The organism is Mucilaginibacter lappiensis (assembly GCF_050433765.1).
GTDB classification, from domain to species: Bacteria; Bacteroidota; Bacteroidia; order Sphingobacteriales; family Sphingobacteriaceae; genus Mucilaginibacter; species Mucilaginibacter lappiensis_A.
The window spans coordinates 196586-222012 of sequence record NZ_JBNPWP010000012.1 but is presented as its reverse complement, the minus strand read 5'-3'; the positions used below and the strand labels follow the sequence as shown (position 1 = coordinate 222012).

20 protein-coding genes are annotated in these 25427 nt (G+C 40.6%); 15 read left to right on the top strand and 5 right to left on the bottom strand.

Features of this window, described 5'->3' with window-relative positions; translation table 11 throughout:
- Positions 1-6 precede the first annotated feature (6 nt).
- Positions 7-726 (top strand): hypothetical protein, encoded by a 720-nt coding sequence (locus tag M2273_RS27495; protein ID WP_429401011.1) that lies wholly within the window; start codon positions 7-9, stop codon positions 724-726.
- Between the two features lie 197 nt (positions 727-923).
- Here the strand turns inward: M2273_RS27495 and M2273_RS27490 are convergent, their stop codons facing one another.
- Both M2273_RS27490 and M2273_RS27485 read right to left on the bottom strand, forming a co-directional pair.
- A complete protein-coding gene (locus M2273_RS27490; protein WP_429401009.1) occupies positions 924-3572 on the bottom strand; it encodes a T9SS type A sorting domain-containing protein in 2649 nt (882 codons plus the stop codon).
- A 184-nt stretch (positions 3573-3756) separates the two neighbouring features.
- Entirely contained in the window at positions 3757-4851 is a 1095-nt protein-coding gene (locus M2273_RS27485; RefSeq protein WP_429401007.1) for an acyltransferase family protein, read from the bottom strand.
- Between the two features lie 549 nt (positions 4852-5400).
- On the opposite strand from M2273_RS27485, the gene M2273_RS27480 reads away from it, so the two are divergent.
- The 9 genes from M2273_RS27480 to gldN all read left to right on the top strand — a co-directional run bounded on the left by M2273_RS27480 (position 5401) and on the right by gldN (position 15238).
- Positions 5401-6681 (top strand): glycosyltransferase, encoded by a 1281-nt coding sequence (locus M2273_RS27480; RefSeq protein ID WP_429401005.1) that lies wholly within the window; start codon positions 5401-5403, stop codon positions 6679-6681.
- Positions 6682-6775: 94 nt separating this feature from the next.
- Positions 6776-7489, top strand: a complete 714-nt coding sequence (locus M2273_RS27475; protein ID WP_429401000.1) for a hypothetical protein — start codon at positions 6776-6778, stop codon at positions 7487-7489.
- A 241-nt stretch (positions 7490-7730) separates the two neighbouring features.
- Positions 7731-8411 carry a metal-dependent hydrolase gene (locus tag M2273_RS27470; RefSeq protein ID WP_429400998.1) on the top strand — a complete coding sequence of 227 codons (681 nt, stop codon included), beginning with the start codon at positions 7731-7733 and terminating at the stop codon, positions 8409-8411.
- 101 nt (positions 8412-8512) lie between these two features.
- Entirely contained in the window at positions 8513-9493 is a 981-nt protein-coding gene (locus M2273_RS27465; RefSeq protein ID WP_429400996.1) for a DUF4271 domain-containing protein, read from the top strand.
- Positions 9494-9511: 18 nt separating this feature from the next.
- On the top strand, positions 9512-10270 hold the full coding sequence (locus tag M2273_RS27460) for a uroporphyrinogen-III synthase (protein ID WP_429400994.1): 759 nt from the start codon (positions 9512-9514) through the stop codon (positions 10268-10270).
- Between the two features lie 255 nt (positions 10271-10525).
- The gene (locus M2273_RS27455; RefSeq protein WP_429400992.1) at positions 10526-11842 is read left to right on the top strand and encodes an SUMF1/EgtB/PvdO family nonheme iron enzyme; all 1317 of its coding nucleotides are present in this window, start codon (positions 10526-10528) and stop codon (positions 11840-11842) included.
- A gap of 43 nt (positions 11843-11885) precedes the next feature.
- Positions 11886-12686, top strand: a complete 801-nt coding sequence (gene gldL, locus M2273_RS27450) for a gliding motility protein GldL (RefSeq protein ID WP_429400990.1) — start codon at positions 11886-11888, stop codon at positions 12684-12686.
- A 41-nt stretch (positions 12687-12727) separates the two neighbouring features.
- Positions 12728-14227, top strand: a complete 1500-nt coding sequence (gldM, locus tag M2273_RS27445) for a gliding motility protein GldM (RefSeq protein WP_429400988.1) — start codon at positions 12728-12730, stop codon at positions 14225-14227.
- A 6-nt stretch (positions 14228-14233) separates the two neighbouring features.
- A complete protein-coding gene (gldN, locus tag M2273_RS27440) occupies positions 14234-15238 on the top strand; it encodes a gliding motility protein GldN (protein ID WP_429400986.1) in 1005 nt (334 codons plus the stop codon).
- Positions 15239-15539: 301 nt separating this feature from the next.
- Here gldN and uvrC read toward each other — a convergent pair whose 3' ends face one another.
- From uvrC to M2273_RS27425, 3 genes are all read right to left on the bottom strand, one after another.
- Complete coding sequence (uvrC, locus tag M2273_RS27435) at positions 15540-17360, bottom strand: excinuclease ABC subunit UvrC (RefSeq protein ID WP_429401050.1); 1821 nt, start codon at positions 17358-17360, stop codon at positions 15540-15542.
- A gap of 141 nt (positions 17361-17501) precedes the next feature.
- Positions 17502-19748 (bottom strand): penicillin-binding protein 1A, encoded by a 2247-nt coding sequence (locus M2273_RS27430; protein WP_429400984.1) that lies wholly within the window; start codon positions 19746-19748, stop codon positions 17502-17504.
- A gap of 1 nt (position 19749) precedes the next feature.
- A complete protein-coding gene (locus M2273_RS27425) occupies positions 19750-22680 on the bottom strand; it encodes a tetratricopeptide repeat protein (protein WP_429400982.1) in 2931 nt (976 codons plus the stop codon).
- 71 nt (positions 22681-22751) lie between these two features.
- Here M2273_RS27425 and M2273_RS27420 point away from each other — a divergent pair, with 71 nt between their 5' ends.
- From M2273_RS27420 to atpF, 5 genes are all read left to right on the top strand, one after another.
- A complete protein-coding gene (locus tag M2273_RS27420; RefSeq protein WP_429400980.1) occupies positions 22752-22982 on the top strand; it encodes an AtpZ/AtpI family protein in 231 nt (76 codons plus the stop codon).
- Positions 22979-23365 carry a hypothetical protein gene (locus M2273_RS27415; RefSeq protein ID WP_429400978.1) on the top strand — a complete coding sequence of 129 codons (387 nt, stop codon included), beginning with the start codon at positions 22979-22981 and terminating at the stop codon, positions 23363-23365. The genes M2273_RS27420 and M2273_RS27415 overlap by 4 nt, the downstream gene beginning before the upstream one ends.
- 32 nt (positions 23366-23397) lie before the next feature.
- Positions 23398-24459, top strand: a complete 1062-nt coding sequence (gene atpB / locus M2273_RS27410) for a F0F1 ATP synthase subunit A (RefSeq protein ID WP_429400976.1) — start codon at positions 23398-23400, stop codon at positions 24457-24459.
- A gap of 54 nt (positions 24460-24513) precedes the next feature.
- Positions 24514-24753: an ATP synthase F0 subunit C gene (gene atpE / locus M2273_RS27405; protein ID WP_429401048.1), complete on the top strand. Its 240-nt coding sequence runs from the start codon at positions 24514-24516 to the stop codon at positions 24751-24753.
- 104 nt (positions 24754-24857) lie between these two features.
- Entirely contained in the window at positions 24858-25349 is a 492-nt protein-coding gene (gene atpF / locus M2273_RS27400; RefSeq protein ID WP_429400974.1) for a F0F1 ATP synthase subunit B, read from the top strand.
- Positions 25350-25427 lie beyond the last annotated feature (78 nt).

The window sequence follows — 25427 nt, the reverse complement described above, 5'->3', positions numbered from 1 at the left end:
ATTTTCATGAAAAAAATCCTGCTAATTTTCAGTATCATCACGTACTGTTTCTCGGTTAATGCGCAAACGTTAACTACAACAGCCACAACTGTAACGTCGGGCACCACCGTAGTGGTGAAGGCGGCCGGCGAAACGCCCTCACAGTATTTAATGGGTATTCAATACTGGTCAAAATCAGTTGCAAGTCCCAATTCTTCGATGTCCGGCCAGGTAAGTGTTCCGGCTATGACGAACTTTTCCTGGTATAACAGAGCTGTTGGTAATCCAACCACTTTTCAGTTCAATGCAGTTAGTGCTGCTTCTATCCCGCTTACAGTGACATATACTTTTAGGGTAACTCCCTATGACTATGTTCATTTGACGTCTCTGCCAGCGGTCGACCGTTCTATAACACTTACCATAAATCCGGCCCCGCCTAATTATAACAACTGGTTCACCGACTGGGATAATAGTATGCGGTATAACGGATCTGACTGGTCTACCACGATGACCTGGAACAAAGATTTGGTAGCAACCGGTACGGTGACTATCGAAGTATACCAGGACGGTGTATTCAAAGGGGTAGTAGCTTCTAATATGCCTAATACAGGGACAGCATTTAAAGATTTTACACCTTATTGTGAATTGATCGGACATACGTTTTACAATATTACCTTGAGAATAATTTCTGATGCTAACCCAAGTATAAGTGATCAATCGAAGACTGCTAATATGCAGGTTGACTGATAATTGGATATCATTTTTTGAAATGTTAAACCCTGTGAAAAGTTTTTTTCATAGGGTTTAATTTTAAAAACGGATTTCTTGCACAGATTAAAAAGGTTTGTCCTTAAATCCTTTGAATGAATTGTTTATCAACGATAAATTAATAAAATTTGCGTTATCTAAATGAATTGGTAATAGTGGTGGTATTTATTAATGTTTTACTGAAGCATTATTTTCTTATTGGCTACTTTGCCATTTTTACTCAGGTATACTATATAAGTTCCCTTTGCCATGTCAGAAAGATTTATTTGAGCGGAGGTTCCGTTTAAATTTCTGGTTAAAACAATTTTACCATAGAAATTATAAACAGTTAATGTACAATTTGACCAAAAAGATGAGGCTTGTAAATTTAATATACCCTGACTTGGAACGGGCCACACTTTAAAATCATAATTCTCCATATCTTTCTGCACGCCTAATCCAGCCGGATCCTTGCTAAATTCAACCTTTACCGTTTCGGGTTGACCTTTTAAATAAGTTGAGTCGGTTAACAAACTACCTGTAGCAAGCAATTTATCCTTGTAGTTTTTAATGTTTATGTGAGCAGTACTATCGGTTTGTACCGCTACTTTTTTGAGGCTTGGTTCTTGTAAGATAATAGACATGGGGGTGTAAGCCTTAAAATTAAAAGTTTGTCCCTGAATTACTGCTGTTGCATCTCTGTCTGTTTCTATTTTGCTGATTTTGCCAGTTGCTAACTGAATAACAAATCCCGTACTTGCATTGAAAGTGACGTCTGCCTTGCCATCGTTATTAATATCAATAGATGTCGCAACTCCCCCTGCCGATGTTCTTCCTATATAGGTATCCCCTTGAACTTTTCCCAATACTGATGAAAAATCATTCCCTGATCGTAAAAAGCTTGCTCTTACCGATTCTGCAGAAGCATCCGTTGAACTGCGGGGATAGATAAATGTCACATTATTTGTATTGCCTGAAATCATTCTTACGGGCAGAAGATCGCCGTAAGAACTTCTTATTGCTTTATCCACGGTAGTAATAGTAGGATTTGAATGCAAAGCAATAAAATTTTGCTGGTCTGTTTTACTTGGAGATGAAACACTTACTGTGTTTGACGTTATGCTGGTATTAAGATGATTAGCACCGTCAAAAGTTAATAGGGGCCAGGTTACTCCAAACTTTGCAGATGCAGCTGTAGAAGTAAGCTTTGAAAGAATCCCATCGGGGGTAATAATAAAATCATTAGTGAAAGTGGGCCCGGTTTTACCGCTTTTGGGTTTATATACTACCTGGCAACGAATGAGTAACGGATGTGTAAACTGAGTTGTAAAAAAAGCTTCATAACGATCTGGTACACTGGCCAGACATATCCATTTTCCATTTTCCAAAAATGTAGGTGCAAAGGACACACCCAACTTAGTTGATGGTTCTCTTACCCCATCCGAAGGCCCGAGACGGGAATCCCATCCGGGTCTGGCAAAACGAACAACTCCTAACGTAGTCCAGTAACGATCATATTGAACTGCTGTTGAACCTCTTAAGCATATCTGCATATCCATCCCGCCCGCGTTGGCAACAGCCGTAGCAAACTGACCGTCGCTTACCATAGTATAACCACCTATTTCATTCGGCGCAGGCTCTTCTGTTATGGCAGATTTATGGATCAGATAATTCTCTGCCATGTGAAACATCATGTTGCCATTATAGTTAGTAACGAAGCTGTAGGTTGCATATCCTACCCTCGCGGCAGGGTCAAAAAGGTTTTTCGTAACAGAATAGGTGCCGTTAGGTCTGATCCATCTTTGTACACTTTGGAAGGCAAGAGCAGCAGCATGACGGTATTGCCCGGCTAAACGCAATTTTCCTTCTATGTTAGCCACTTCAGCCATTATTTCATAGCCGTTTGCCAACAGTATATCATTCCACATATGATTACCGCTTCTGCCGCCCGCAACTATTTGCCCTGAAGGATCCTGCAATAAAAGACTGGATTGTGTTCCTCTTTTTAATATTGTTAAAATTTCGTTCCTGGAGGCTCCGCTATATCCGTCAGCGAGCATTGCCAATAAATTACTCCTTCCTACTGATTCGTAAGCCCACGCATCCGGATCAGTACTCGCATCGTGATATGAATTCCAGGAATTATTTGTTAGCCGACTCCTTTGAGTATTGATCCAGCTATTTTCTATCCAGCTAACAGCCGTAACTTTATTTACATACCCATTTTTTGCACGAAGCCATTCTCCTTTCATAGCATATGATCTCCAATTATTGGTTCGCTGACTAATAACAGCACTAATTGGCTTTGCCATTCTTGTTTTCCATGTTTGTAATTGTGCTGCGGAAACATAAGGCGTATAAAGCGGTATAGCACTTGCCAGCGCAGCGAGAAAAAATTCGCCATGATTGTCGGGGATAGATGACAATCCGGCGGCTACGTCAGCAGTGGCGTGGTTCATAGCCAACACACCAGCATTTAGCAGATCCTTAGCCCGGCCAGCAGATAACAGTGTCCCTACCACATTTGCAAAATAGGGTGTAGAATATTGTATTTCACGACGAGCATACGGATCAATAATAGCGCCACTCGAATTTTGGTATTTTGCTATCTCACGAACTATACCTTCTGCTTTGGATAAATAAACATCTCTTGAAATATTTAAAGCATTCCATGGCCGTGCTGTTAAATGATATTGAATATTGGGCAAAGTGGAGGGTGAAGCCGCCTCTAAAGCGGCATTAACTAAGTTAGTTGACTTAATCGAAAAATCTGATGCTGCTGTTTGCGCATAACCGGTTTGGAAGCAATAGGAAATTATTAAAATGTTTAAAATAAGCTGTTTCATAGAGAGTTATGGATATTTATTCGCCCAAATTAAAAGTACATTTATTTTAAAATGTAAAATGTGATATATATCACGCAAAGTCCTGACGATTCCGAGAAACCGATAAAGCACGATTTTAAACAGCCGGCAAAAATCAATTATTCACTCACTGCTTGACTATTCGCCGTCTATAAATGTTTATTGATTATTGTCTTATTTCGTTAACAGGTTGACTTTCTGTTTCCGTAACTGCCAATTTTATAACACGGGTCTCATTATATTTTTTGATCCGTTTTTTAATAAATTTATTCAATGGTTTATCTACAAATTCATAAATGAGTACACTCACCACACCAACCAGAACAATGGCGAAGATCATTTCTGATAATTCAACCGTTAATAGTGTTGAGGGTCCAATGATTTTTGGATAAACCACTCTTATAAGAAAATAGAGCACAAAGGGGTGGAATAAATACATCGCATAACTGGCATCGCCAAGTTTTAATCCGGCTTTTATAATTCTGTTTTTTACGTTGATTTTGTTTTCCAGAACCAGGAAAGCATTTACAAATAACAAGGAAGGAATGCCATAATGGATGTTTCTGGGGATAGATTGAAAGCCTTGATTTAAATCAAAATAAATCATCAACGCAAATGCGGCCAATCCTATGGTAACCATGAGCGTATCGACCGCTTTTATTTTATTGTCGCTATAATAGCCCCAAAAATAGTATAAGCCCAGGCCATAAATAAATTCAGGAAGCAAGCCGTTTCTATAAAAACGAAGTATATGACTATAGGCCGAAATGGTGTCTTTACTAAAGCTATTGAGCACAAGTAACAATAAGATTAATAGCGCTGCACAGGCAGGGACTAAGTGCTCTTTTTTTCTGAAAATTAAGATACAGAGAAACATCACTCCGTAAAAAAACATTTCATTGTTTAGGGTCCAGCCTAAGGAAAGTATGGGACCGCTCTCTTTAATTTGATAAGGGATGAACAGGAAGGATTTGATCAGGGCTTCGGTATTGACGATGACATGGTTAAACCATTGTGGTTTTGCTAAAGCCAGCGCCACGGTTAAAAAAGTGGCTAAAAAGTATAAGGGAGAAACCCTGACAATGCGTTTGATGATGAAATGTTTAGTGGTTTGGTTAACCATATACGCGATGATAAAACCGCTGATAATAAAAAAAATATCTACACCAAACGTGCCGGTTTCCATATGATGAAAATGACAGTGGACAAATACAACTGCTAATGCAGCTATAGCGCGTAACAACTGGATACCTTTTATCATTTTATTATTAAATTAGGTTCGATGTATTTCTTTAGTAATATTGTCATATTATCAAAGTAAACCAGGTCTCTTTTTGGAGCATGAGGCTAAAAATCATAAGTGTCAATAAACAGCTGTGGTTAAATATTCTTAAGTGTCTTTACTTAAGAAATTAAGATTAGCGATCTCTGGTTTGGGGTATCTAAACAAATCTACTTGTTTAAATATGGGTAGTATATATTATTTGAGTATTGGTATTAAATTGTAAAAACAGCCTTATTTTTCACAAAAAGCGTACAGCCAGCTCATTGAATTTTTAAAAAAAGCAGTAAAGATTATAGGATATTTAAAAAAAATATATAGCCAGAATATTGTGCTAATAGCCTTGCTGTATTATCTATGCTGATTTAAAAAAGATGGAAAGATTTATAGAAATTCGGAAGAGGGGGCCATATTTTAAACAGTAGTGTGTTACTTATTTGATAAGTATTTATCTGTCTAAAGATTATTCAAATACAGCAGGAAGTCCTTTTATAATTTAGTTCATTTGTAAATTAAAACTTATCACAATTGAACATCGGGATTTTTACTTACGGAACAAGAGGCGATGTACAACCATATATTGCCCTGGCATTAGGACTCATAGATAAGGGGCACCAGGTAACATTAGCTGCACCAGAGAATTTTAAAGAATTTGTTGAAGGTTTTGGACTTGCTTTTCATCCGCTATATGGAAACGCCGAAGAAATGATGAATTCGCCCGAGGGACAAAGTGTACTTCAAACAGAGAATACCATTAAACTGATGAAGTATTTTTTTAAAGTACTTCATGAAATAAGGACCCCTTTACGAAAAACTTACCTTGAAGGGATCAGCAAAGTAGATTTTATTATAGCGAATTCAGCTACTCTTCCTATTGTAAATGCTATTGCCGAAAAACAAAATAAAAAAGTTGCCCTTACCTATTTTATGCCACCTGTTGTTCCAACAAATGAATTTCCGTTGAGCGACTTTGACTTCTTAAATTTTTCCTGGTATAACAAGCTGACCTATAAATTAGCACATGCTTTTTATTGGAAATTTGTAAAAGAAGAAACCAATGAATTCAGGCAGGAATTAGGGTTGTCTGTTTTGAAGGAAAACCTGATAAGTTATATCGGCAAACAAAAACCGTTAGATTTATACTGCATAAGCACAAGTTTGATCCCACAGCCCAAAGATTGGGAAGACTATCATAAAATAACAGGCTTTTTGACTGTTCCGGTGGAGAAAAGAGAAAATCATTTTTTGGATAAAATACCAAACGAACTCAATAATTGGTTATCACAAGGCGATAAGCCAATATACATTGGCTTTGGCAGTAATGGTGTTGGAAACGTGGGGAAACTTATAAACATATTGAGTGATATTTTGACACAAACCGCGGAGCGGATTTTATTTTGTACGGGTTGGTCGTCGCTTGATAACTTACCGGTTCATAAAAACCTATTTGTAATAAAGTATGTAAACCATGAAGCAATTTTACCAAAATGTAAAGTAGGAATATTTCACGGAGGCGCGGGTACACTGGCAACTATGTTGAGAAACAATTTGCCGGTAATTATTATTTCATTTTATACCGACCAGCCAACCTGGGGGAAAATAATAGAACGGAGGAAATTGGGTGTTCATATTCCAATTAAAAAACTCAAAGCTGAAAATCTGATTTCGGCCATAATAAAAGTTCAAACAGCCGAAATAAAAAATAATATTATAACAATTGGCAGGCAAATCAGAAATGAGAACGGACTTGAAAACGCGGTAAACGAAATAGAAAAATACTTTGACGATATGTTGGGTAAAACGCGATGATGATATATCGCCTGCGGATGTATAAGGTTAGTTATTTGATAACCATCATTTTTAAGGTATATTTATATACCCGTTTATGCGGGTATCCCCTTAAATGAAACCTAAAATAGCCACAGTATTAGTGTTTTGTAGCCTGATTACCACCCTTGCTTACGCGCAACGTCCGGGCCGAGCCATCCAGATCAATATTGACACGCTTTTAAATGCCCGCCCGGTAACCACCCTGACCCATGGTAAACTGGTAACCTGGACCAAAGGAATTGATGGCGACGGGAAGGGAGATGGCTATTTGACTATGAAAGCCGCTTTATTTAATAAAGATAAAGACCCGCATGCATTGCCAAATGATCCGTTTATAGATGCCACACCCGCGCATCCTGCTATTAAATTACATTATTCAAACAGCGACGGGGTTAATAACCAGGCCCATTTTGTTTCGGGTGCTGGTAGTTTTGGATTTTATGTGCCACAAAAAAAATATATGGGCATGTATTTAAGTCTTACAAGTGCCGAGGGGGGCTCGCAGCTACAATTTGAATTAACTTATAAAGATGGCGTGGAAATAAAAGACTTTTGGCTGCCTGATTATTATAATGATATTGTTGCAAGAGATACCGTTTTAAGCTATGTGGTGCATGACCTGGGTAAGTGGGATAATCAAAACAAAATGGTTGAGATCAATCACCATAATATTGATGCGCTTAATATATACCCCAATCCAAAACGTATTTTGGTACACGTTAAGGTTAAAAAAACCGTTGGCGGATACCTTGTTTTTTGGGCAGCCACAGGTGTACCGGTTAAATAAGGTTCTTATTTATTGATGGCCCGTTAAAATGCTTTGTCATTAGGCTTTTGCCATCGTCATTTTCGTTGAAACTGTATAGTGATCACGCACGTGAGTTCATTTTGTCACACCGTTGTCAACATGCTAAAATAATTTAAAGTAAGCAATTGTTCAGATAGCTTTGCTATGTGGATAAGCGAAAAATTATAGGGCTCTTGAAATAAACAATTCGAAAAATATTATTTACAGTAAAAACAAAAAGATGAAAATTACCTATTACGGTCACTCATGTTTCTCGGTTTTGGCAGGCGGAAAACATATTTTGTTTGATCCCTTTATCTCGGGAAATGAACTGGCAAAAGACATCAACATTGATGAGATTAAAGCCGATTACATTTTTGTATCACACGGCCATTTTGATCATATGCTTGATGTGGTAGCCATTGCAAACCGCACAGGCGCGCTGGTTGTTGGTATTTGGGAATTGTACGATTATTTTAGCAAGCAAGGGGTTAAAAATGTACATCCGTTAAACCCGGGAGGTAAAGCTACCTTTGATTTTGGAATAGTAAAGGCTGTAATAGCACAACACTCCAGCAGTTTGCCCGATGGAAGTTATGCAGGGGTGCCCAGTGGCTTTGTTTTCAAAACCGACAGTGGTAACTTTTATTACAGTGGCGATACTGCACTTACTTTAGATATGACATTGATCCCAAAATGGGCCGATCTTGACTTCGCGGTATTTCCAATAGGTGATATGTTAACTATGGGTATAGAAGACGCCATTGAAGCTGCTCAATTTGTTAAGGTAAAAAAAATTATAGGGGTGCATTATGACACGTTCGGATTTATTAAGATCGATAAAGCTGATGCAATTCAGGAGTTTGAAAAATCTGATTTAACGCTGTATCTGCCACAAATAGGTGAAAGTATTGATATTTAATGGCATTTTATTGCTGTTATAATTTTATGAGGCATTTATAAAACAACCAATTATTACAATAAATTTGCAGCAAAATTAACGGGGTTTATATTTTGCTGCAAATGCGTTTAGTTGCCTGGTGCTTTCTGTTATTTTTACTGAATTGTTCTGCTGCATTTGCACAGCAGGACACGGTAGCAAACAGCCCCGAAACAACAGCCCCCAAAACTATAAAGAGTAGCAGTGCCTCCCTGCTTGATTCGGTGGCAGCAGCCATGCAGGCCCGCAAGCTTTTTGTTGCCGATTCCCTGGCCATGCGTTATTTACATGCTCCAGATTCTGCAACCAATAGCGAGTTTGCTGATAGTTTGCTGGCGCGCAGCTTATATAAGGGCTACGGTTTTTTAGATATTCACCTCAAATCAAAAGGCCGGGTTAAGGATGGGCATAGCCGCCCCCTGCGTGATCCCTGGATCATTGTTATCATCATAGGTTTACTGTTATACACGGCTATACTTAATATTGCTTTAAATAAAGACGTAAGCTATGTGCTGCAATCGTTTTACAATAAACGCATATTATCGCAGGCTGGTAAAGAGGAGGGCTTTGTAAGCTTCTGGGCCTTTGTAGGCCTGTTTTTGCTGTTTTGTTCAACGTTTGGCCTTTTTTTATATCAGCTGGCAGCCTATAAAGGGGTTTATTACATAGTAGGCGGCAGCAGCCTTTTCATATCGCTTACTACAATACTCATAACTCTTTTTGCGCTAAAATTTCTGGTGCTTAAGTTTATAGGTTTTGTGTTTGATATTAACCGTTTGGTAAGCGAATACCTGAACATATTGCACCTTACGTATTTTAATATAGCATTTATATTTTTACCTGTAGTAATTTGTTTTAGCCTGCTGGGGAGCCAATATGTACCCGCATTGCTTACAGTAACACTTATTGTAATCGTAATAATATTTGTGTGGCAATATCTCAGGAGCAGCGTAAATATAATTTCTACTTTTCGATTTCATAAGTTTTATTTATTTACGTATCTTTGTGCCCTCGAAATTTGCCCCATTTTAATTTTGATAAAGGCATTGAATATTAAAATTTAGGTAGTTAAAAGAACTGATTTGGAAGATAGAAATAAAAAGGTTAAAAGTATATTAGTTACTTTATCAAAACCTGAGAACGATAAGAATCCGTATGCTGAACTGGCTAAAAAGCTAAACCTGAAAATTGATTTCAGGTCATTCATTCATGTTGAAGGCGTGCCGGCTAAAGATTTTAGAAAGGAAAAGATAAACCTTGGTGATTTTACCGCTGTTATCTTTACCAGCCGTAACTCCGCTGATCATTTTTTCCGCATTTGCGAAGAAATGCGCTTTGAAGTGCCTGTGGAGATGAAATATTTCTGTCTTTCAGAAACCATTGCTCTTTATCTGCAAAAATATATTCAATACCGTAAGCGTAAAATATTTTTTGGCAAACAAACTGCTGCCGACCTGGCAGAAGTGTTGAAAAAACATTCGGCCGAAAAATTCCTTTACCCATGTTCAGATGTTGCTGCCGAAGAAACACAACGTTTTTTGCTGGAGAATGGCTATAACTTTACACCTGCTGTATTGTTCCGCACAGTTTGCAGTGATCTTTCTGACCTGGCCGAAGTATTTTATGATGTAATAGCCTTTTTTAGTCCGTCAAGTATCCAGTCATTATACAAGAACTTTCCCGATTTTAAACAAAATAATACCCGCATAGCTGCTTTTGGGGCAACAACCCATAAAGCGGTGCTCGAAGCCGGACTGATTCTGGATATCCCAGCACCAACCCCCGCGGCACCATCAATGACCATGGCCATTGAGCAATATGTTAAGCTGGTAAACAAATAAATATTCCGGATTTATTAGCGCACATCGCAACTTTTTTTAAAATATTAGCGTAATAATGCCAACTAATTCTCATCATTGTAATTAGTTGGATCATCGTTTATTATTCAATATCTTGTCGTTTAAATAACGCAAAGGACATATAGTGGGCTATAATATAGCTTAAATAAAATGTTTTTTGGCTTTAATAGCACAAATTTTGATATATTCGGGGGTCATATATGTTATAGTTTATATAACTGAATTTTGATTTTTAAAATGAAGCAGATATACTTATTAATAGTTGTTTTAGCTGGTGGTGTATGGAGTGGTTGCGGTAAAGGCGGTGACAGGGGAGAACTAACAGGAGTTCCGCAGCGGTCGTTCAGGTCAGAAGTGCCCTACGGCATGGTCTATATTCCGGGAGGAACATTCCTGATGGGGCAAACCGATCAGGATGTAACATTCGCGCAAATAGCACAAACCAAGCAGGTTACTGTTGCTCCATTTTTTATGGATCAAACCGAAATTTCCAATAGTCAGTACAAACAGTTTGTTTACTGGGTACGCGACTCCATAGCTATTACCAATTACATTAACGACAATAAGTATTATATACAACCAAAGGGCGCGGGCGCCAATGCCAATGCTACTGGTAAAAAGTACATTAACTGGGCCTATGTAAAAAGGAACCCTATCTGGAGTGATAAGAAAGGACAGGCCGGGAACGCGTCAAAACTACAAGGCATGTATTACCAGGGCGAGGACCGGGTGTTTGACAGTAATGAGATTGACATACGTTTATTAAAGTACAACTACTCGCTGATGGTGCTGCGCGACGCGGCCACTTATAAAAATGATAAAACCAAAAGGCGCTCTGATTTTATTTTGCATGATACTGTAACCGTTTACCCGGATACCCTGGTATGGCTCAGCGATTTTTCATACGCTGCCAATGAGCCTATGGTTGAAGGATATTTTTCGCATCCGGCTTTTCGCAACTATCCGGTGGTTGGCGTAACGTGGAGACAGGCAAGGGCATTTACGGTATGGCGTACCCGTTATAATGAGGCTTATAAAGCCTCGCGCCGTTTACCCCGCCGTTTACCTTATGAACTCCCTACCGAAGCCGAATTTGAATATGCAGCCCGCGGTGGCAGGATAGGTACCGATTACCCATGGGGAGGCCCATATATTAAAAATGCAAAAGGTTGCCTGCTGGCCAATTTTAAACCCGGCCGTGGTAACTATACTGATGATGGCGGGGCATACACCGTAAATGTACGCTCTTATTTTCCTAATGATTACGGCCTGTACAATATGGCTGGTAATGTGGCCGAGTGGACATCATCAACGTTCGACGAATCTGCATCATCATTTGTACACGATCTTGCACCAACATTTAACTACGAAGCTAAAGCCACCGATCCTGAAGTACTTAAACGTAAAGTTGTACGCGGCGGGTCATGGAAAGATATAGGATATTTCCTTCAAAACGCAACCCGCAGCTATGAATACCAGGACACCGCGAAATCATACATTGGTTTCCGCTGTGTAACACAGTATCTGGGAAGAGATATTAAAGACAAACGATAAACTAATTAACAAACATCTACAAAAAAGTTATTTCTGAATTATTATGGCAGGGAAGAAAAAACCTTACGGAATAGGGAACGTAGTATCATGGGGAGCTACAGTGGTAATTATAGGCTTGTTGTTTAAAATACAACACTGGCCTATGGCATCAACATTTATAACAGTTGGATTAGGAGCAGAGGCAATATTATTCTTTTTGTTAGGTTTTCAACGGGAAGAGAAAGATATAGACTGGGTACGTGTTTACCCCGAACTAAACGAAGATTTTAAAGGCGAATTACCAAAAGCTTCAGTAAGGCCAATCAGCAGCAATGCTTCAAGCACACAAGCTTTGGATAAAATGATGGAAGATGCCAAAATAGGACCTGAACTGGTGCGCAGCCTGGGTGATGGCCTAAGAACATTTGGCGATAAAGTAGCCGCTATATCAAAGGTGACCGATGCCGGCGAAGCAACCATTGCCTTTACCGAAAAAGTTAAGACCGCAGGTACAAGCTATGATAAATTGAGCAACGCTTTTGAAAAAGCTTCGGCCAATTTAGCCGAAATGGCCAATTCAAATGTTGATTCAAAAGCATACCATGAGCAGGTAAATAAACTGGGACGTAACCTTTCTGATTTAAATGCTGTTTATGAACTGGAATTGCAGGATTCAAGTGCTCATTTAAAATCAATGAACAACTTTTACAAGAATCTGTCATTAACCATGAACAACTTTAACGAGTCGTTAGACGATTCAAAACAGTTTAAAGAAGAAGTGGGGCGTTTAGCTAAAAACCTGGCATCGTTAAATTCGGTTTATGGTAATATGCTTACAGCAATGAACCAGCCTCGTGTTAATTAATATAATTAATAGAATTTTTACAAGCTAAGATTTATAGTAGGATGGCCGGAGGTAAGGAAACCCCAAGACAGCGGATGATAGGTATATTATACCTGGTGCTTTTAGGCTTAATTGCCCTTAATGTTCCGGATAGCCTGTTAGATGCATTTAGAAATATTACAAACAGTTTAGATCAGTCAAGAACTAATGTTACTACCAGCTTACAAAGTACATATTCGGCCTTTGAAGCAACCAAGTTAAAAGAGCAGCCCGAAAAAGCTAATCAATTGTTAACAAAAGCAAAGGATGCAAGTAAAGCCGCTGATGAACTGAATGGGTACATTGAAGAATTAAAAACGGAATTAATTAAGAGGGGTGGAGGAATTAACCCGGAAATTAATGATGTGGATGCGAGGGAAAGCCTTGATATATCGCCCGAAGTGATGATCAATGCTAAAAAAGCTGATGTATTGAAAGGGAAAATTGAAAGCACCAGGGCACGCTTATTACAACTATTGGGTAAGGATAGTGTAGGTGTTAATTTTTCTTTGAATGCCATTGGACCTAAAAAGAAAACATGGCAGCAGGCATATTTTGGCGATGGCATCCCGTTGGGGGCAGCTTTAACCACATTAGCTAAAATACAGGCAGATAATAAAAACGCGGAGAACGAAGTGGTGAAAAAGATATTGGGAAAAATTGATGTGGCATCGGTAACTTTAAACCAGTTTAAAGCCGTTGCTGTTGCGCCAAGCAGTTATGTTTTGGCAGGACAGCAGTATACCGCCCAGATTTTTTTAACCGCGTATGATCAAAACTCAAACCCCGCTATTACCATAGGTGGTTCATCAATACCTACTTCAAATGGCGTAGGTACTTATAGCACAACAGCAAGCGGTGAGGGTTTACATACCTGGTCAGGTAATTTATCTGTAAAACAGGTAGAAGGTCCTCCTAAGGTGTATCCAATTTCTGCTTCCTATATGGTTGCAAAGCCATCGGCAGTTGTATCGCCCGATAAAATGAATGTATTATATATTGGTGTACCTAACCCGCTTTCGGTATCGGCGCCGGGTGTACCAAAAGAAAGTATGAAAGTAAGCATGTCCGGAGGTTCAATAAACGGTAGCGGTGGTCATTATACGGCTACAGTAAGTAGTATTGGTACTGCAAGGGTTACCGTTTTGGGCGATAAAGGCATGGTTTTGGGTACATCGGAGTTTCGTGTTAAACGGATCCCTGACCCTAAACCACAGTTTGCCGGCAGAAGCGGCGGTAATACCAGTGCTGCCAACCTAAGGGCGCAGGACAGGGTATTTGCCAAGTTGGAAAATTTTGATTTTGATGCTAAATTTAACGTAACACGTTTTACCGTACTAATAGTAAAGCCCCGCCAGGATGCCATTATATTATCAGGCAGCGGATCTGAACTAACAAGTGCAATGCGTGCTGCAATGAACACCGTTACACCGGGTTCTACTGTTATATTTAAGGATATTGTTGCAGTTGGCCCCGATGGATCGCCGAGAGGACTTGACCCCATTGTATTATCCGCAAATTAAAAGCGTATGAAAAAGAAAATTTTGGTAGTTGTGCTTTGCTTAATCTGTGTTTCGGCATTTGCCCAGAAACGCCCGGCTAAAAAGCGTACCAGGAAACCTGCTACTACTACTCAACAGCAACCAGTTCAGCAACAGCCCGTTCAACAGCAGCAATTGAACAGTCAGCAGGATAACGTAGTAAGCCAGCCGCCTGTTGCTGATACCACCAAGCGCAAGGGTTTTGACCCTAATAAGCCTTTTGAAAGACCGCTTGATGGTTATTACAAAAAGAACAATATTTTAAGCGCCCGGGTTACACCATACCCAAACCTGCGCGAAAGTGATGTAGCTTTTGCTAAACGTATATGGCGCGAAATTGATCTGCGTGAAAAAATGAACCAATACCTGGCTTCGCCAAAACGCCGTTTGATAGATGTTTTGCTTGATGCCATTGCTGCTGGTGAATTAACCGCTTATGACCCAACACCGGGCAAAAAGGATGATCCGGGAGGCGATAGCTTTACTGCTCCGTTAACCGGAGAGCAGGCACGCTCACGCATGGCCGATAGCAGCGTGGTTGATAAGCTTGATAAAGATGGTAACAAAATTTCATCAACCCTGGTAGCCGGTGAGTTTAATGCCGATAGTGTTGTTAAGTTCCGTATTAAGGAGGACTGGGTTTTTGACAGACAACGTTCTGTATTTGAGCCGCGCATTGTAGGTATAGCGCCTTTGATTAAACCTAAAGCAGGTAACCTCGATCTGGATTACCAGCCCGCTTTCTGGATCTATTTTCCCGAAGCAAGACCTATACTGGCTACAAAAGAAGTAGTAAGCCGCAACAGCGATGCAACCGGTTTGAGCTTTGACGATGTTTTTATGAAAAGAATATTTACCAGTTATATTGTTAAAGAAAGTAACGATAAGGACGAACGTATAAAAGATTACGCCCAGGGTATTGATAAGCTTTATGAATCAGAAAGGGTCAAAAAAACCCTGATGGACTGGGAGCTTAACCTTTGGTCATACTAACCAATTACAAACCTAAATTTTAGAGTCAAAATTCAGAGCCTCCGGGTATTGAGTTTTGGCTTTTTTGTTTTTATGGATTTGGGCTAATCGCCGTTATAGTTCCCTCCCCACGGGAGGGGTGCGTTGGTTTGTGATGCGGCAGGGAGGGGTTTATACACCCTGTTACCTACGGGTATTTAAGCGGGATACGGATAGTTTATTAAACCCCTACCTCCCCCTTCCCGAGGGAAGGAATCGCACTGCCCTCTGCTCTTTCATCTTAATTCTATTGTCTGTGAGGACACAGACGACGGGTGAATTTTTAATTTTGACTTGTCTCCACCTCCCCGCCAAAGTATCCTAATATTGCTTTCGCTTGTTTCAGGTTTACCACTTCCAGCAGCATTTCTTCGCTGGCTTCGCGGATCTTTTTTACCGATTTAAAGTATTTAAGTAGCTTTTCGGCGGTGGTTTTGCCAATGCCATCAATCAGTTCCAGCTCGGTAGCCAGTGTGCCTTTATCGCGTATCTTACGGTGAAAAGTTATACCAAAGCGGTGCGCTTCATCGCGCAAATGCTGGATCACTTTAAGTGTTTCTGATTTTTTATCCAGGTACATGGGGTATTGATCGTTTGGATAGTATAGTTCTTCCAGGCGTTTGGCAATACCTATCACCGTTACCTGCTTATCAATACCCAGCAGTTTAAGACTGTGCATAGCCGATGATAACTGACCCTTGCCACCATCTATAATGATGAGTTGAGGCAGTTCGGTGCCTTCATCAAGCATACGGCGGTAACGGCGGTGTACGGCCTCTTCCATGGTAGCAAAATCATTTGGTCCTTCAACGGTTTTTACATGGAAGTGGCGGTAATCCTTTTTCGACGGCTTGCCATCCCTAAATACAACAATGGCCGATACCGGGTATTTACCCTGGAAATTGGAGTTATCAAAACACTCAATATGGCGGGGCAGCTGGTTCATGCGCAGATCCTTCATCATTTGGGTTAGCAAACGTTCGGTGCGGATCTCCGGGTTCAGCTTTTCGTATTGGTCTATCTTTTCCTTTTTAAAGTACTGCACATTCTTTTGCGACAGATCAAGCAGTTTCCGCTTTTCGCCCAGCTTGGGTACGGTGAATTTTATGCCGGGATGATCTTCCAGGTCAATATCAAAGGGTACAATGATCTCTTTGGAGTCGCTGTTATAACGGCTCCTGAACTCAGATATAGCCAGGGTGAGCAGTTCCTCATCGCTTTCGTCCAGTCGTTTTTTAAGTTCGATGGTTTGCGTTTGGATGATGGTGCCGTTCATCACCTTTAAAAAGTTTACGAAGGCTATCTTCTCTTCAGATGCGATGCTGAACACATCCACATCAGTTATAGATGAATTAACAATGGTTGATTTGCTCTGGTAATTTTCGAGCAAATCGAATTTCCTTTTCAGGCGATGCGCCAGTTCATAATTATATTCGGCAACGGCAATATCCATCTCACCTTTAAGGCGGCGCAATACAGCCCCTATCTTACCGTTCAGGATATCTTTTATCTCCTCAATGCCATTGTCATAATCATCCTCTGTTTGGTAGTTTTGGCAGGGGCCTTTGCAGTTGCCCAGCTGATATTCCAAACAAACCTTAAACTTACCCTTATCAATATTTTCGCGCGTAAGCGCCAGGTTGCAGGTGCGCAGGGGGTAGGTTTCCTTAATAAGCCCTAAAATATTATGCATCATGCTTACAGATGCATAAGGCCCCAGGTATTTTGAACCATCCTTTACTATACGCCTGGTCCAGAAAATGCGGGGATAGTTCTCGTTCTTGATAATGATCCAGGGATAGGTTTTATCGTCCTTAAGCATTACGTTGTACCGGGGCTGGTGCTTTTTGATCATGCTGTTTTCCAGCAGCCAGGCATCCACCTCGGTATCAACAATAGTAAAAGTAATATTGCGGATCTTTGATACCAAAACCCGGGTTTTGGCATTTATATGTATATCCTGATTAAAATATGAGCCAACACGGTTACGCAGATCTTTAGCTTTACCAATGTAAATCAGTTCATTCTCACTATCCCAATACTGGTATACACCGGGTTTATGAGGTATATTCTTTAATGCAATCTTGTAATCGAATTTCTCCATTTCTTGATCAGTACTCACAACGCCTGTTTTGTCATTCTGAGGAACGAAGGATCTATTATGCTACATACATATCGGTTAACAGATTCTTCACTGTCGTTCAGAATGACAAATTGTATTTAACTTTTGAACCAATGAACTAAATCAGAAATCCAATTTCTTATCTACCTCAGTAGCGCCTTGCTGCTGCTGGTTGTATTGATTACAATCCAGTACAATGCTTACGCCGTTTTTGGGTGCATCAAAATCAACGGTTTTTTTAATACCCAGGGCCGCGTTGGCATATACTTTTTTCATGTACAGGGCAAATATAGGCAGGGCGCTGTTAGCACCTTCGCCAAGCCGGGTTGATTGAAAGGCAATGTCGCGGTCTTCGCAGCCTGTCCAAACGCCGGTAACCAGTTGCGGGGTTATGCCCATAAACCAGCCATCGGAATTGGCGTTGGTAGTACCTGTTTTACCACCTATAGGATTGTTAAGTTTATATTTCCATTGCAGCCTTGAACCAGTTCCGTCCTGTATTACACCTTTAAGCATGTAGGTCATTACATAAGCCGTTTGAGGGTTCATGGCCTGCACCACTTTTGGGGTGTGGGTGTATAACACGTTGCCATTTTTATCTTCAATACGTAATATATAAGTAGGTTCGGTCCACAGGCCATGATTGGCAAATACCGAATAGGCGGCGGTCATTTCAAATACCGAAGCATCAAACGTACCCAGGCAAATGGATGGATAAGGGGGCACCGCACTGGTAACTCCCATTTTTTTGATCAGTTCCACAACCGGCTCGGGTTTAACCTCGCTCATAACGTGAGCGGTTACCCAGTTTTGCGAGTGGGCCAAAGCCTGGCGCAGGGTTATAAAGCCGGGTATGGTTTCGGATGGCGACGAGCGCGGGCACCAAGGGGCTCCATAACCCCTGATGGTATCCGGCACGTTATTGATCTTCATACAAGGCGAATAGCCGTTATCAATAGCTACCGCGTAAGTGAAAGGTTTGGCTGTTGAACCAACCTGACGGGTACCGTTTTTAACCTGATCATACTTAAAATGCTCAAAGTTGGTACCGCCTACCCAGGCTTTCACATAACCCGTTGTAGGATCCATGCTCATAAGGGCATTACGAAGCATCATTTTACAATAAACAATAGAGTCGATAGGTTTCATTAACGTATCGATGTCGCCATGCCAGGTAAACAGGTTCAGCTTTTCCTTTGTGTTAAAATTTGTTTTAATATCTTCATCACTCATTCCCTGGGCTTTCAGCATTTTGTACCTGTCTGATTTTAGCATGCCCAGGTTAATCAGGTATTTAAAGTTGTGGATATTTCTTGCCAGATTTTGCCCGCGCCAGTGGTCATTAAACTGCACTTGTAAGTTGCGCATGTATTCCTGCTGCGCTTCTTCGGCATATTGCTGCATGGTGGCATCAATGGTGGTGTATATTTTTAGACCGTCGCGGTCAAGGTCATAAGGCGTACCATCGGGCCGGTTAATGCTTTGTTCCTTAAATAGTTTTTGCAGTTCTTTTTTTAGTACCGATCTGAAATATGGAGCCGGCCCGTCAAAATGATTGTTGGGATGAAAGTCAAGGCCAAGTGGTTTTCTTTTATACTCCTCGGCCTGGGCTTCGTTCAGATCACCTTTTTCTACCATACGGTTAAGTACCAGGTTACGGCGCCTGAGGGCATTGTCGGGATGCCTTATAGGCGAGTAAATACCCGGACCGTTAACCATGCCTATTAACAGGGCAGCCTGATCGGGTGTAAGCTTATCGGGCGTGGTATTAAAATAGGTACGCGCTGCCGATTTTATGCCATAAGTATTATAGGCGCCGAAATCAACCGTGTTCAGGTACATGGTCAGGATCTCCTGTTTGGTATAATGACGTTCCAGCTTAACCGCGGTTACCCATTCCTGCATTTTTTGAATAACGCGTTTAAACGGATTGGCTGCCCTTTCTGAAAACAGGTTAAGCGCCAATTGCTGCGTAATGGTACTTCCGCCTTGTTTTTGTCCTACCAGCAAATGCAGAAAAATGGTGAAGCTGCGCCCAAAGTCAATACCCGAGTGCTCAAAAAAACGTTTATCCTCGGTAGCTACCAGCGCGTTAACCACATAGGGCGATAATCCGGCGTAAGTTACATTAGAGCGGTTCTGGATATAATAGGTACCCAAAACCTGCTTATCAGACGATATTACTTCTGATGCCTGGTTGCTTTTAGGATTTTCTAAGTCACGAAAAGCGGGTAACTGGCCAAATACATCAAAAATAGTAAGCGCTATCATGATGGCAACAAATACAAAGCCGGCTAATACGGTTCGCCATATGTACCAATTATATCTTCTTATATCCTGCTGGGTAAGCTTAGGCTTAGTGGTTCTCATTTCAATAATTTTTCTGGTAATAGTCAATATAACTATCTACTGTTTTTTGATCGGCTAATTTATCCAGATTTTCCTTTGTTATGATAAAAAAACTGTATTTATCCTTTGGTACCTTCATAATATCAGGCAACAGCGGAATGATGCCCCTTGCATATTTTTTTACATCTTCCAGGCTGTAAAAGCGGCCTACATAAATTATCTGGTCATCAGGTCCGGCATTAACCAACTGGTGTTTAATAGTACTGCCCGAAAAACGGGTGCGGTTAAACTGCCCTATACCAAAACGTGAAGAGGCCAGGTTAGTTGTACCCGTAGTAACATTTACTACAAAATAATAATTACTGCTATCGCGCTTTGAAAATATGGATATTATATTCTGTGCTTTTATTTCGGCTTTGGCAGGTGCAGCAACACTGTCGGGGTTTGTTTGTGCAGCCTGCTGCAGCTGGTACGCCGGCTGCTGTATATGTGTATCAACCAACTTTCCTTGCTGAATGCCTAATGGCGACTTGATTTGTGCCGATGAAGGCGCCAATCCATTTAACGGTGCACTTACAGGGTGTCTGTACTCTTCAACCTGTTGCGATGGGATAAAGCCTTTGCGGTATTCGGTTTGTATTTGATAAGCTACAGGCGGGGTGAATGGTATTTCATTAGGATCATCCTCAGCTAATACAACGGGCCTGGCAGCTACCTCGGCTTTGTTGGCATTAATATAGGCCAGGTGCTGGGTGGCCAATGGGGTTACTAACAAATCATCGGGATATTTATCCACTATCTGCTGCATATCGGCCATAAAAGGCGGCAGCTTTTCCTGGTGACCGGTAGCAATGGCTTTTAAATAATATAACTGGGCCGAAAAACGGTTGTCGGGATATCTTTTTAAAAGATCATCGGCACTGCTGATAACCTGGACATATTGCTTTTGGGTGTACAGGTCATATACCTGGTTGTAAAATACATTGAACCCTGCATTGGCATCATTTAGTTTTTTGCCATAGTCAGGGTCGAGAATGATTTTGGCGAACGCGGTTTGCGGATATTCTTTCAGGATCCGGTTCTTATAGTTTTCAGATTTGGTGGCGTCAATATCAGTATAAAGCCTGTATAGGTTATAAAATATAGCAGGCTTATCAGGGCTATCCGGGAAACGGGCAAGCAGTTTTTCAAAAATGACTATGGCTTCCTTTTTATCTTCCAGTACATCGCGGTACAGGTTGCCCAGATCAAGGTAGGCGTTATAAATACGGATGTTTGATTGTTTAAGCAGATCGGGGGTTAGCGGCAGGTCACGGATCAGTTGCTGTTTATAACCATTATTATTTACTGAATCCCCAATTTTACCGGCCTGACTAACAGGTTTATCCGTAGGGCTGTTTTGTGCCAAAGGCCCGGCATTGGCCGGCATGCCACTGTTTGAACGCTTGCTGCGCCGCCAGTTATCTTCCAGCTTGCGATTACCCCATTGGCGTTTAAATGAGGCAAAGCCCTGGCTTATCGCGTTATTATTATAAAAATAAAATGAACTCGCGGTGTTTTGGCTGTTTGGCGATTGAGCATCAGGATTGTTATTGCCCAGTGAGCTGCTATTGATAAATGGATCGCCGGCGCTCACGGCTGTTTCGGCAGTGGCTTTTTCCTGAACTGCTTTACGCGCAACCATGGCGTCAATATGGGATATGCGTGTTTTTTCATCAAGCGAGGCCAGCATTTGTAAGGTATCCTCACGGGCTATGGTTTCGAACAGACCGGTTAGTAACTGCAGGTTGTTGCTCTTTTTAAGAATGAGCTGATAGCCCGGATAGCCGGGCGACAGGTAAGTAAGGGTGCTGTCATAATATAATTTGGCACCGGCATAGTCGGCTTTGTTCTTAAAATCAATATCGGCAATACGCAGATAGGATATGCCTTTCTGGTTTTGATTTTTGGTGCTGTAACGTACCGATAGTTTGTAGTTTTTGAGGGCGTTATCAATATCGCCGGCGGCATAATATTGTCCTGCTATCTGGTAGTAAATCTGGTCGTTAAAATCAAGATTGTCGTGGTTCTTTAATAATTTACGCAGCAGGTCTATTTTGCTTAGCTTAATCCCATTGCGGTTATCCTGTATGCGTATGCGGTTTAAATTGGCATTAAAAGCCATCTCAAACGATGCATTACTTTGAACAATGCGCGTATAGTTATCAAAGGCATCGGCTGGTTTTAAATTAAGTTCCTGCAATTGTGCCAAAATAAATATCCAGCGCAGCTTTAGTCTTTTTACGGTACTGTATGCTATGGCCTGTTTAGCATCCTCTTCGGCTTCGGCATAGTTTTGCGTGTTGATATTGTATTGCAGTCTGGTAGCGTATACATCGGCCGCGAAGCTTTTTTTGAGTTTTTTAGGATCGATGTTCTGTACTGCCGAATCGATGGTTGTTTTAGCCTGCGGCAGATCATTCAAATATAAAAGCGACCGGCCTTTCCAAATCAAGGCCTCCTGGGTTAACGTTGTTTTATTGCCAAAGGAGCGTATCACGTAGTTAAAATACTCCACCGCGTCAAAATAACTGCCTTCCAGGAATCTTGCTTTGCCCATAACCAGGTAAGCATCGCCAATGTAATGGCTTTGTTCTTTGATGTTAATAATGGTATTGGCTTTGGTAACAACGGCCTCCATATCCTTATCAGGAGTGGCGCCCTGGCTGGTGGTATCGGGGTAAACGTTCAGCAATTCGGTATACCCGTCATGGAACGATGTAGCATAGCTTTCCTGTTTAAGCCGCAATAATTCATTGGCGTTGAACAGGATATTGTAGTGCGCGGTTAGGTTTTGCAGTGAACGGTTTAAGCCGCTTTGTTTTTCGAGCGAGCATCCTGCAACAATAATTATAAATGTAAACAGCAAAAATTTACTGCGCTTATACGTAGAAACTATAGGTAATTGCCTCAAAATAAGATGTTGGTTTTAAAAGCATTGCTAAAATACTAAAGATTATACAATAGGTTTAATAAATTTGCGGCATGGCTAAAAATGAACAGCAGGAAGATGACGAAAATGGCAGGCGGGTAAATAGTTATGCCAAATTTAGCGGTATAGCTTTCCAGATGATTGCTGTTATAGGTGTCTTTGCTTTTGCCGGGTATAAAATTGATGAGGCTACCGGCCATACTGTAAAGTGGGCAACAGCGGGGTTATCGCTGGTTGGGGTTTTTATTGCATTGTATATTGTTATCAGATCTGTAAAAAGTTGAAACTACTACCTACTGTATTATCCTATTTATTGTTTATTATTATTATAGCGGTACCGCCGTTGGTATTAACCTATACCGGCCATACCAATCTGATAACCCCAAAGTTCTGGCTGCTGTTTTTTTTCCTTTCGGGACTTACGTTTTTAACGGTAATTTCTATCCTGATGGTAGCCAAAATTAACAAAGAAATGTATGCGCAGGCATTTTTAGCAGCTACTACGGTTAAGCTATTGGCCTGTATGTTCTTTGCTCTGTTTTTCCTTTTAAAAAACAAGGTAAACCGGTATGTTTTTGTGGGCGATTTTTTTTATGTATATTTCTTAAATATGGTCTTTGAAATTTATGGCCTATTACGTAACTTGCGCAACCAAAAAATAAGGTAGAAAACATCATCTGAATGAATAATTGCTCGATTTTGAACTCAAAAATATTTAAACCATTACTGATTTCCGCGCTTTTTTTGCTATTTTGTGTAAAGCCTACACTTTCCTTTTCGCAGGAAAAAGCTGCCGAGAGCACTGAAAAGCCGTTTGATCCAAAAGAGGTCGTATTTGAACATATTGGTGATTCGCACTCCATGCATGTATTCGGAAATATTGCCATTCCACTGCCAGTTATTCTGTATACTGATAAAGGATTGGAAATTTTTTCGTCAGAGAAATTAGGTCTTCATCATGAAGAAGGTCATGAGGCTCCTGTTCACAAAGGCGAGTATTACAACTACAAGCTTGAGGGTAATAAAATATTAGCCGTTGATGAAGCTGGTGAAGTTAATAAGGACGCTAAGGTTTATGATTTTTCAATAACCCGCAATGTTGCCAGTATGTGGATGGGTATGATCATATTATTGATCGTATTTTTTAGCATAAGCTCATCTTATAAAAAACGCGCAGGTAAAGCACCAAAAGGTTTACAGTCATGGCTGGAGCCAGTTATTCTTTTTGTAAGGGATGATGTGGCTATACCTAACATCGGTGTAAAATATGCAAGGTACATGCCTTTGCTGTTAACCATCTTCTTTTTTATATTGATCAACAACCTGTTAGGTTTGGTTCCGTTTTTTCCGGGAGGTTTTAACCTTACCGGTAATATCGCGGTAACTTTGGTACTATCGGTAATTGTGCTGATTGTTATAAACTTTAGCGGTAACAAATATTACTGGAAACACATTTTTACACCCGATATCCCGGTTTGGTTATATCCCATCATGGTTCCGGTTGAAATTATTGGTATCATATCAAAGCCATTTGCATTAATGATTCGTTTGTTTGCGAACATTACTGCGGGCCACATTATAGTACTAAGTTTAATATCATTGATCTTTATCTTTAAAACAGCATGGATGGCAACGGTTTCTGTTCCGTTTGTGGTGTTTATGGATTGTATAGAATTGCTTGTAGCATTTTTACAGGCCTTTATTTTTACGATGCTGACATCGCTGTTTATTGGTATGGCGGTTGAAGAGCATCACCATTAATCTGAATTAATTACAATATATATACACACGTTAAATTATCAAACAATGATTGGAATGATTGGAGTAATTGCACAAGCAGTAGCTGCAGCAGGAGTTACAGGTAAAGTAGGTGCAATTGGCGCTGGCTTAGCCGTTATTGGCGCTGGTATTGGTATCGGTCAAATCGGTGGTAAAGCCGTTGAAGGTATCGCCCGTCAGCCTGAAGCAGCCTCAAAAATTCAAACTAACATGATCATCGCTGCAGCCCTTGTTGAAGGTGTTGCTTTGTTTGCTGTGGTAGTTGCTTTACTCTAATTATTAGGGTTAAAGAAAAAATGAACAACCCGGAGCGATTGGCTCCGGGCTTGTTTTAATCTGATTAAAAAGAATAACATATAAAGTAATAGCTTACATAAATTATGGAATTAGTTACCCCGAATCTTGGTTTGGTTGTTTGGACAACAATATCATTTGCGATCCTGTTGTTTTTGTTAGGAAAGTTTGCCTGGAAACCCATCTTAGGGGCACTTAATGATCGTGAACGCTTTATTGAAGATTCACTTTCAAAAGCCGAAGCTGCCAAAGAAGAAATGGCCCGTTTAACTAATGAGAATGAATCATTATTGAAACTGGCCCGTGCCGAGCGCGACCAGATATTAACTGAGGCCCGCAAGGTTAAAGAGCAAATGATTGTAGATGCTAAGGAACTGGCACACAAAGAAGGTGCACGCATGATTGAGTTGGCCCGTGTTGAAATTAACAACCAGAAATCAATCGCGATGGCTGATGTTAAAAACCAGGTAGCTACACTATCATTACAAATTGCCGAGAAAGTATTACGCAAGCAATTTGAAGATCAGCAAAAACAGGATGAACTGGTTAGCCAGCTATTAAAGGAAGTGAAATTATAGAGATTTCGGATTTGGGGTGTTCGATTCCGGATTTATTTCCTTATCAGCTCCCGAAGTTAAATATCCTAAACTCAAAAT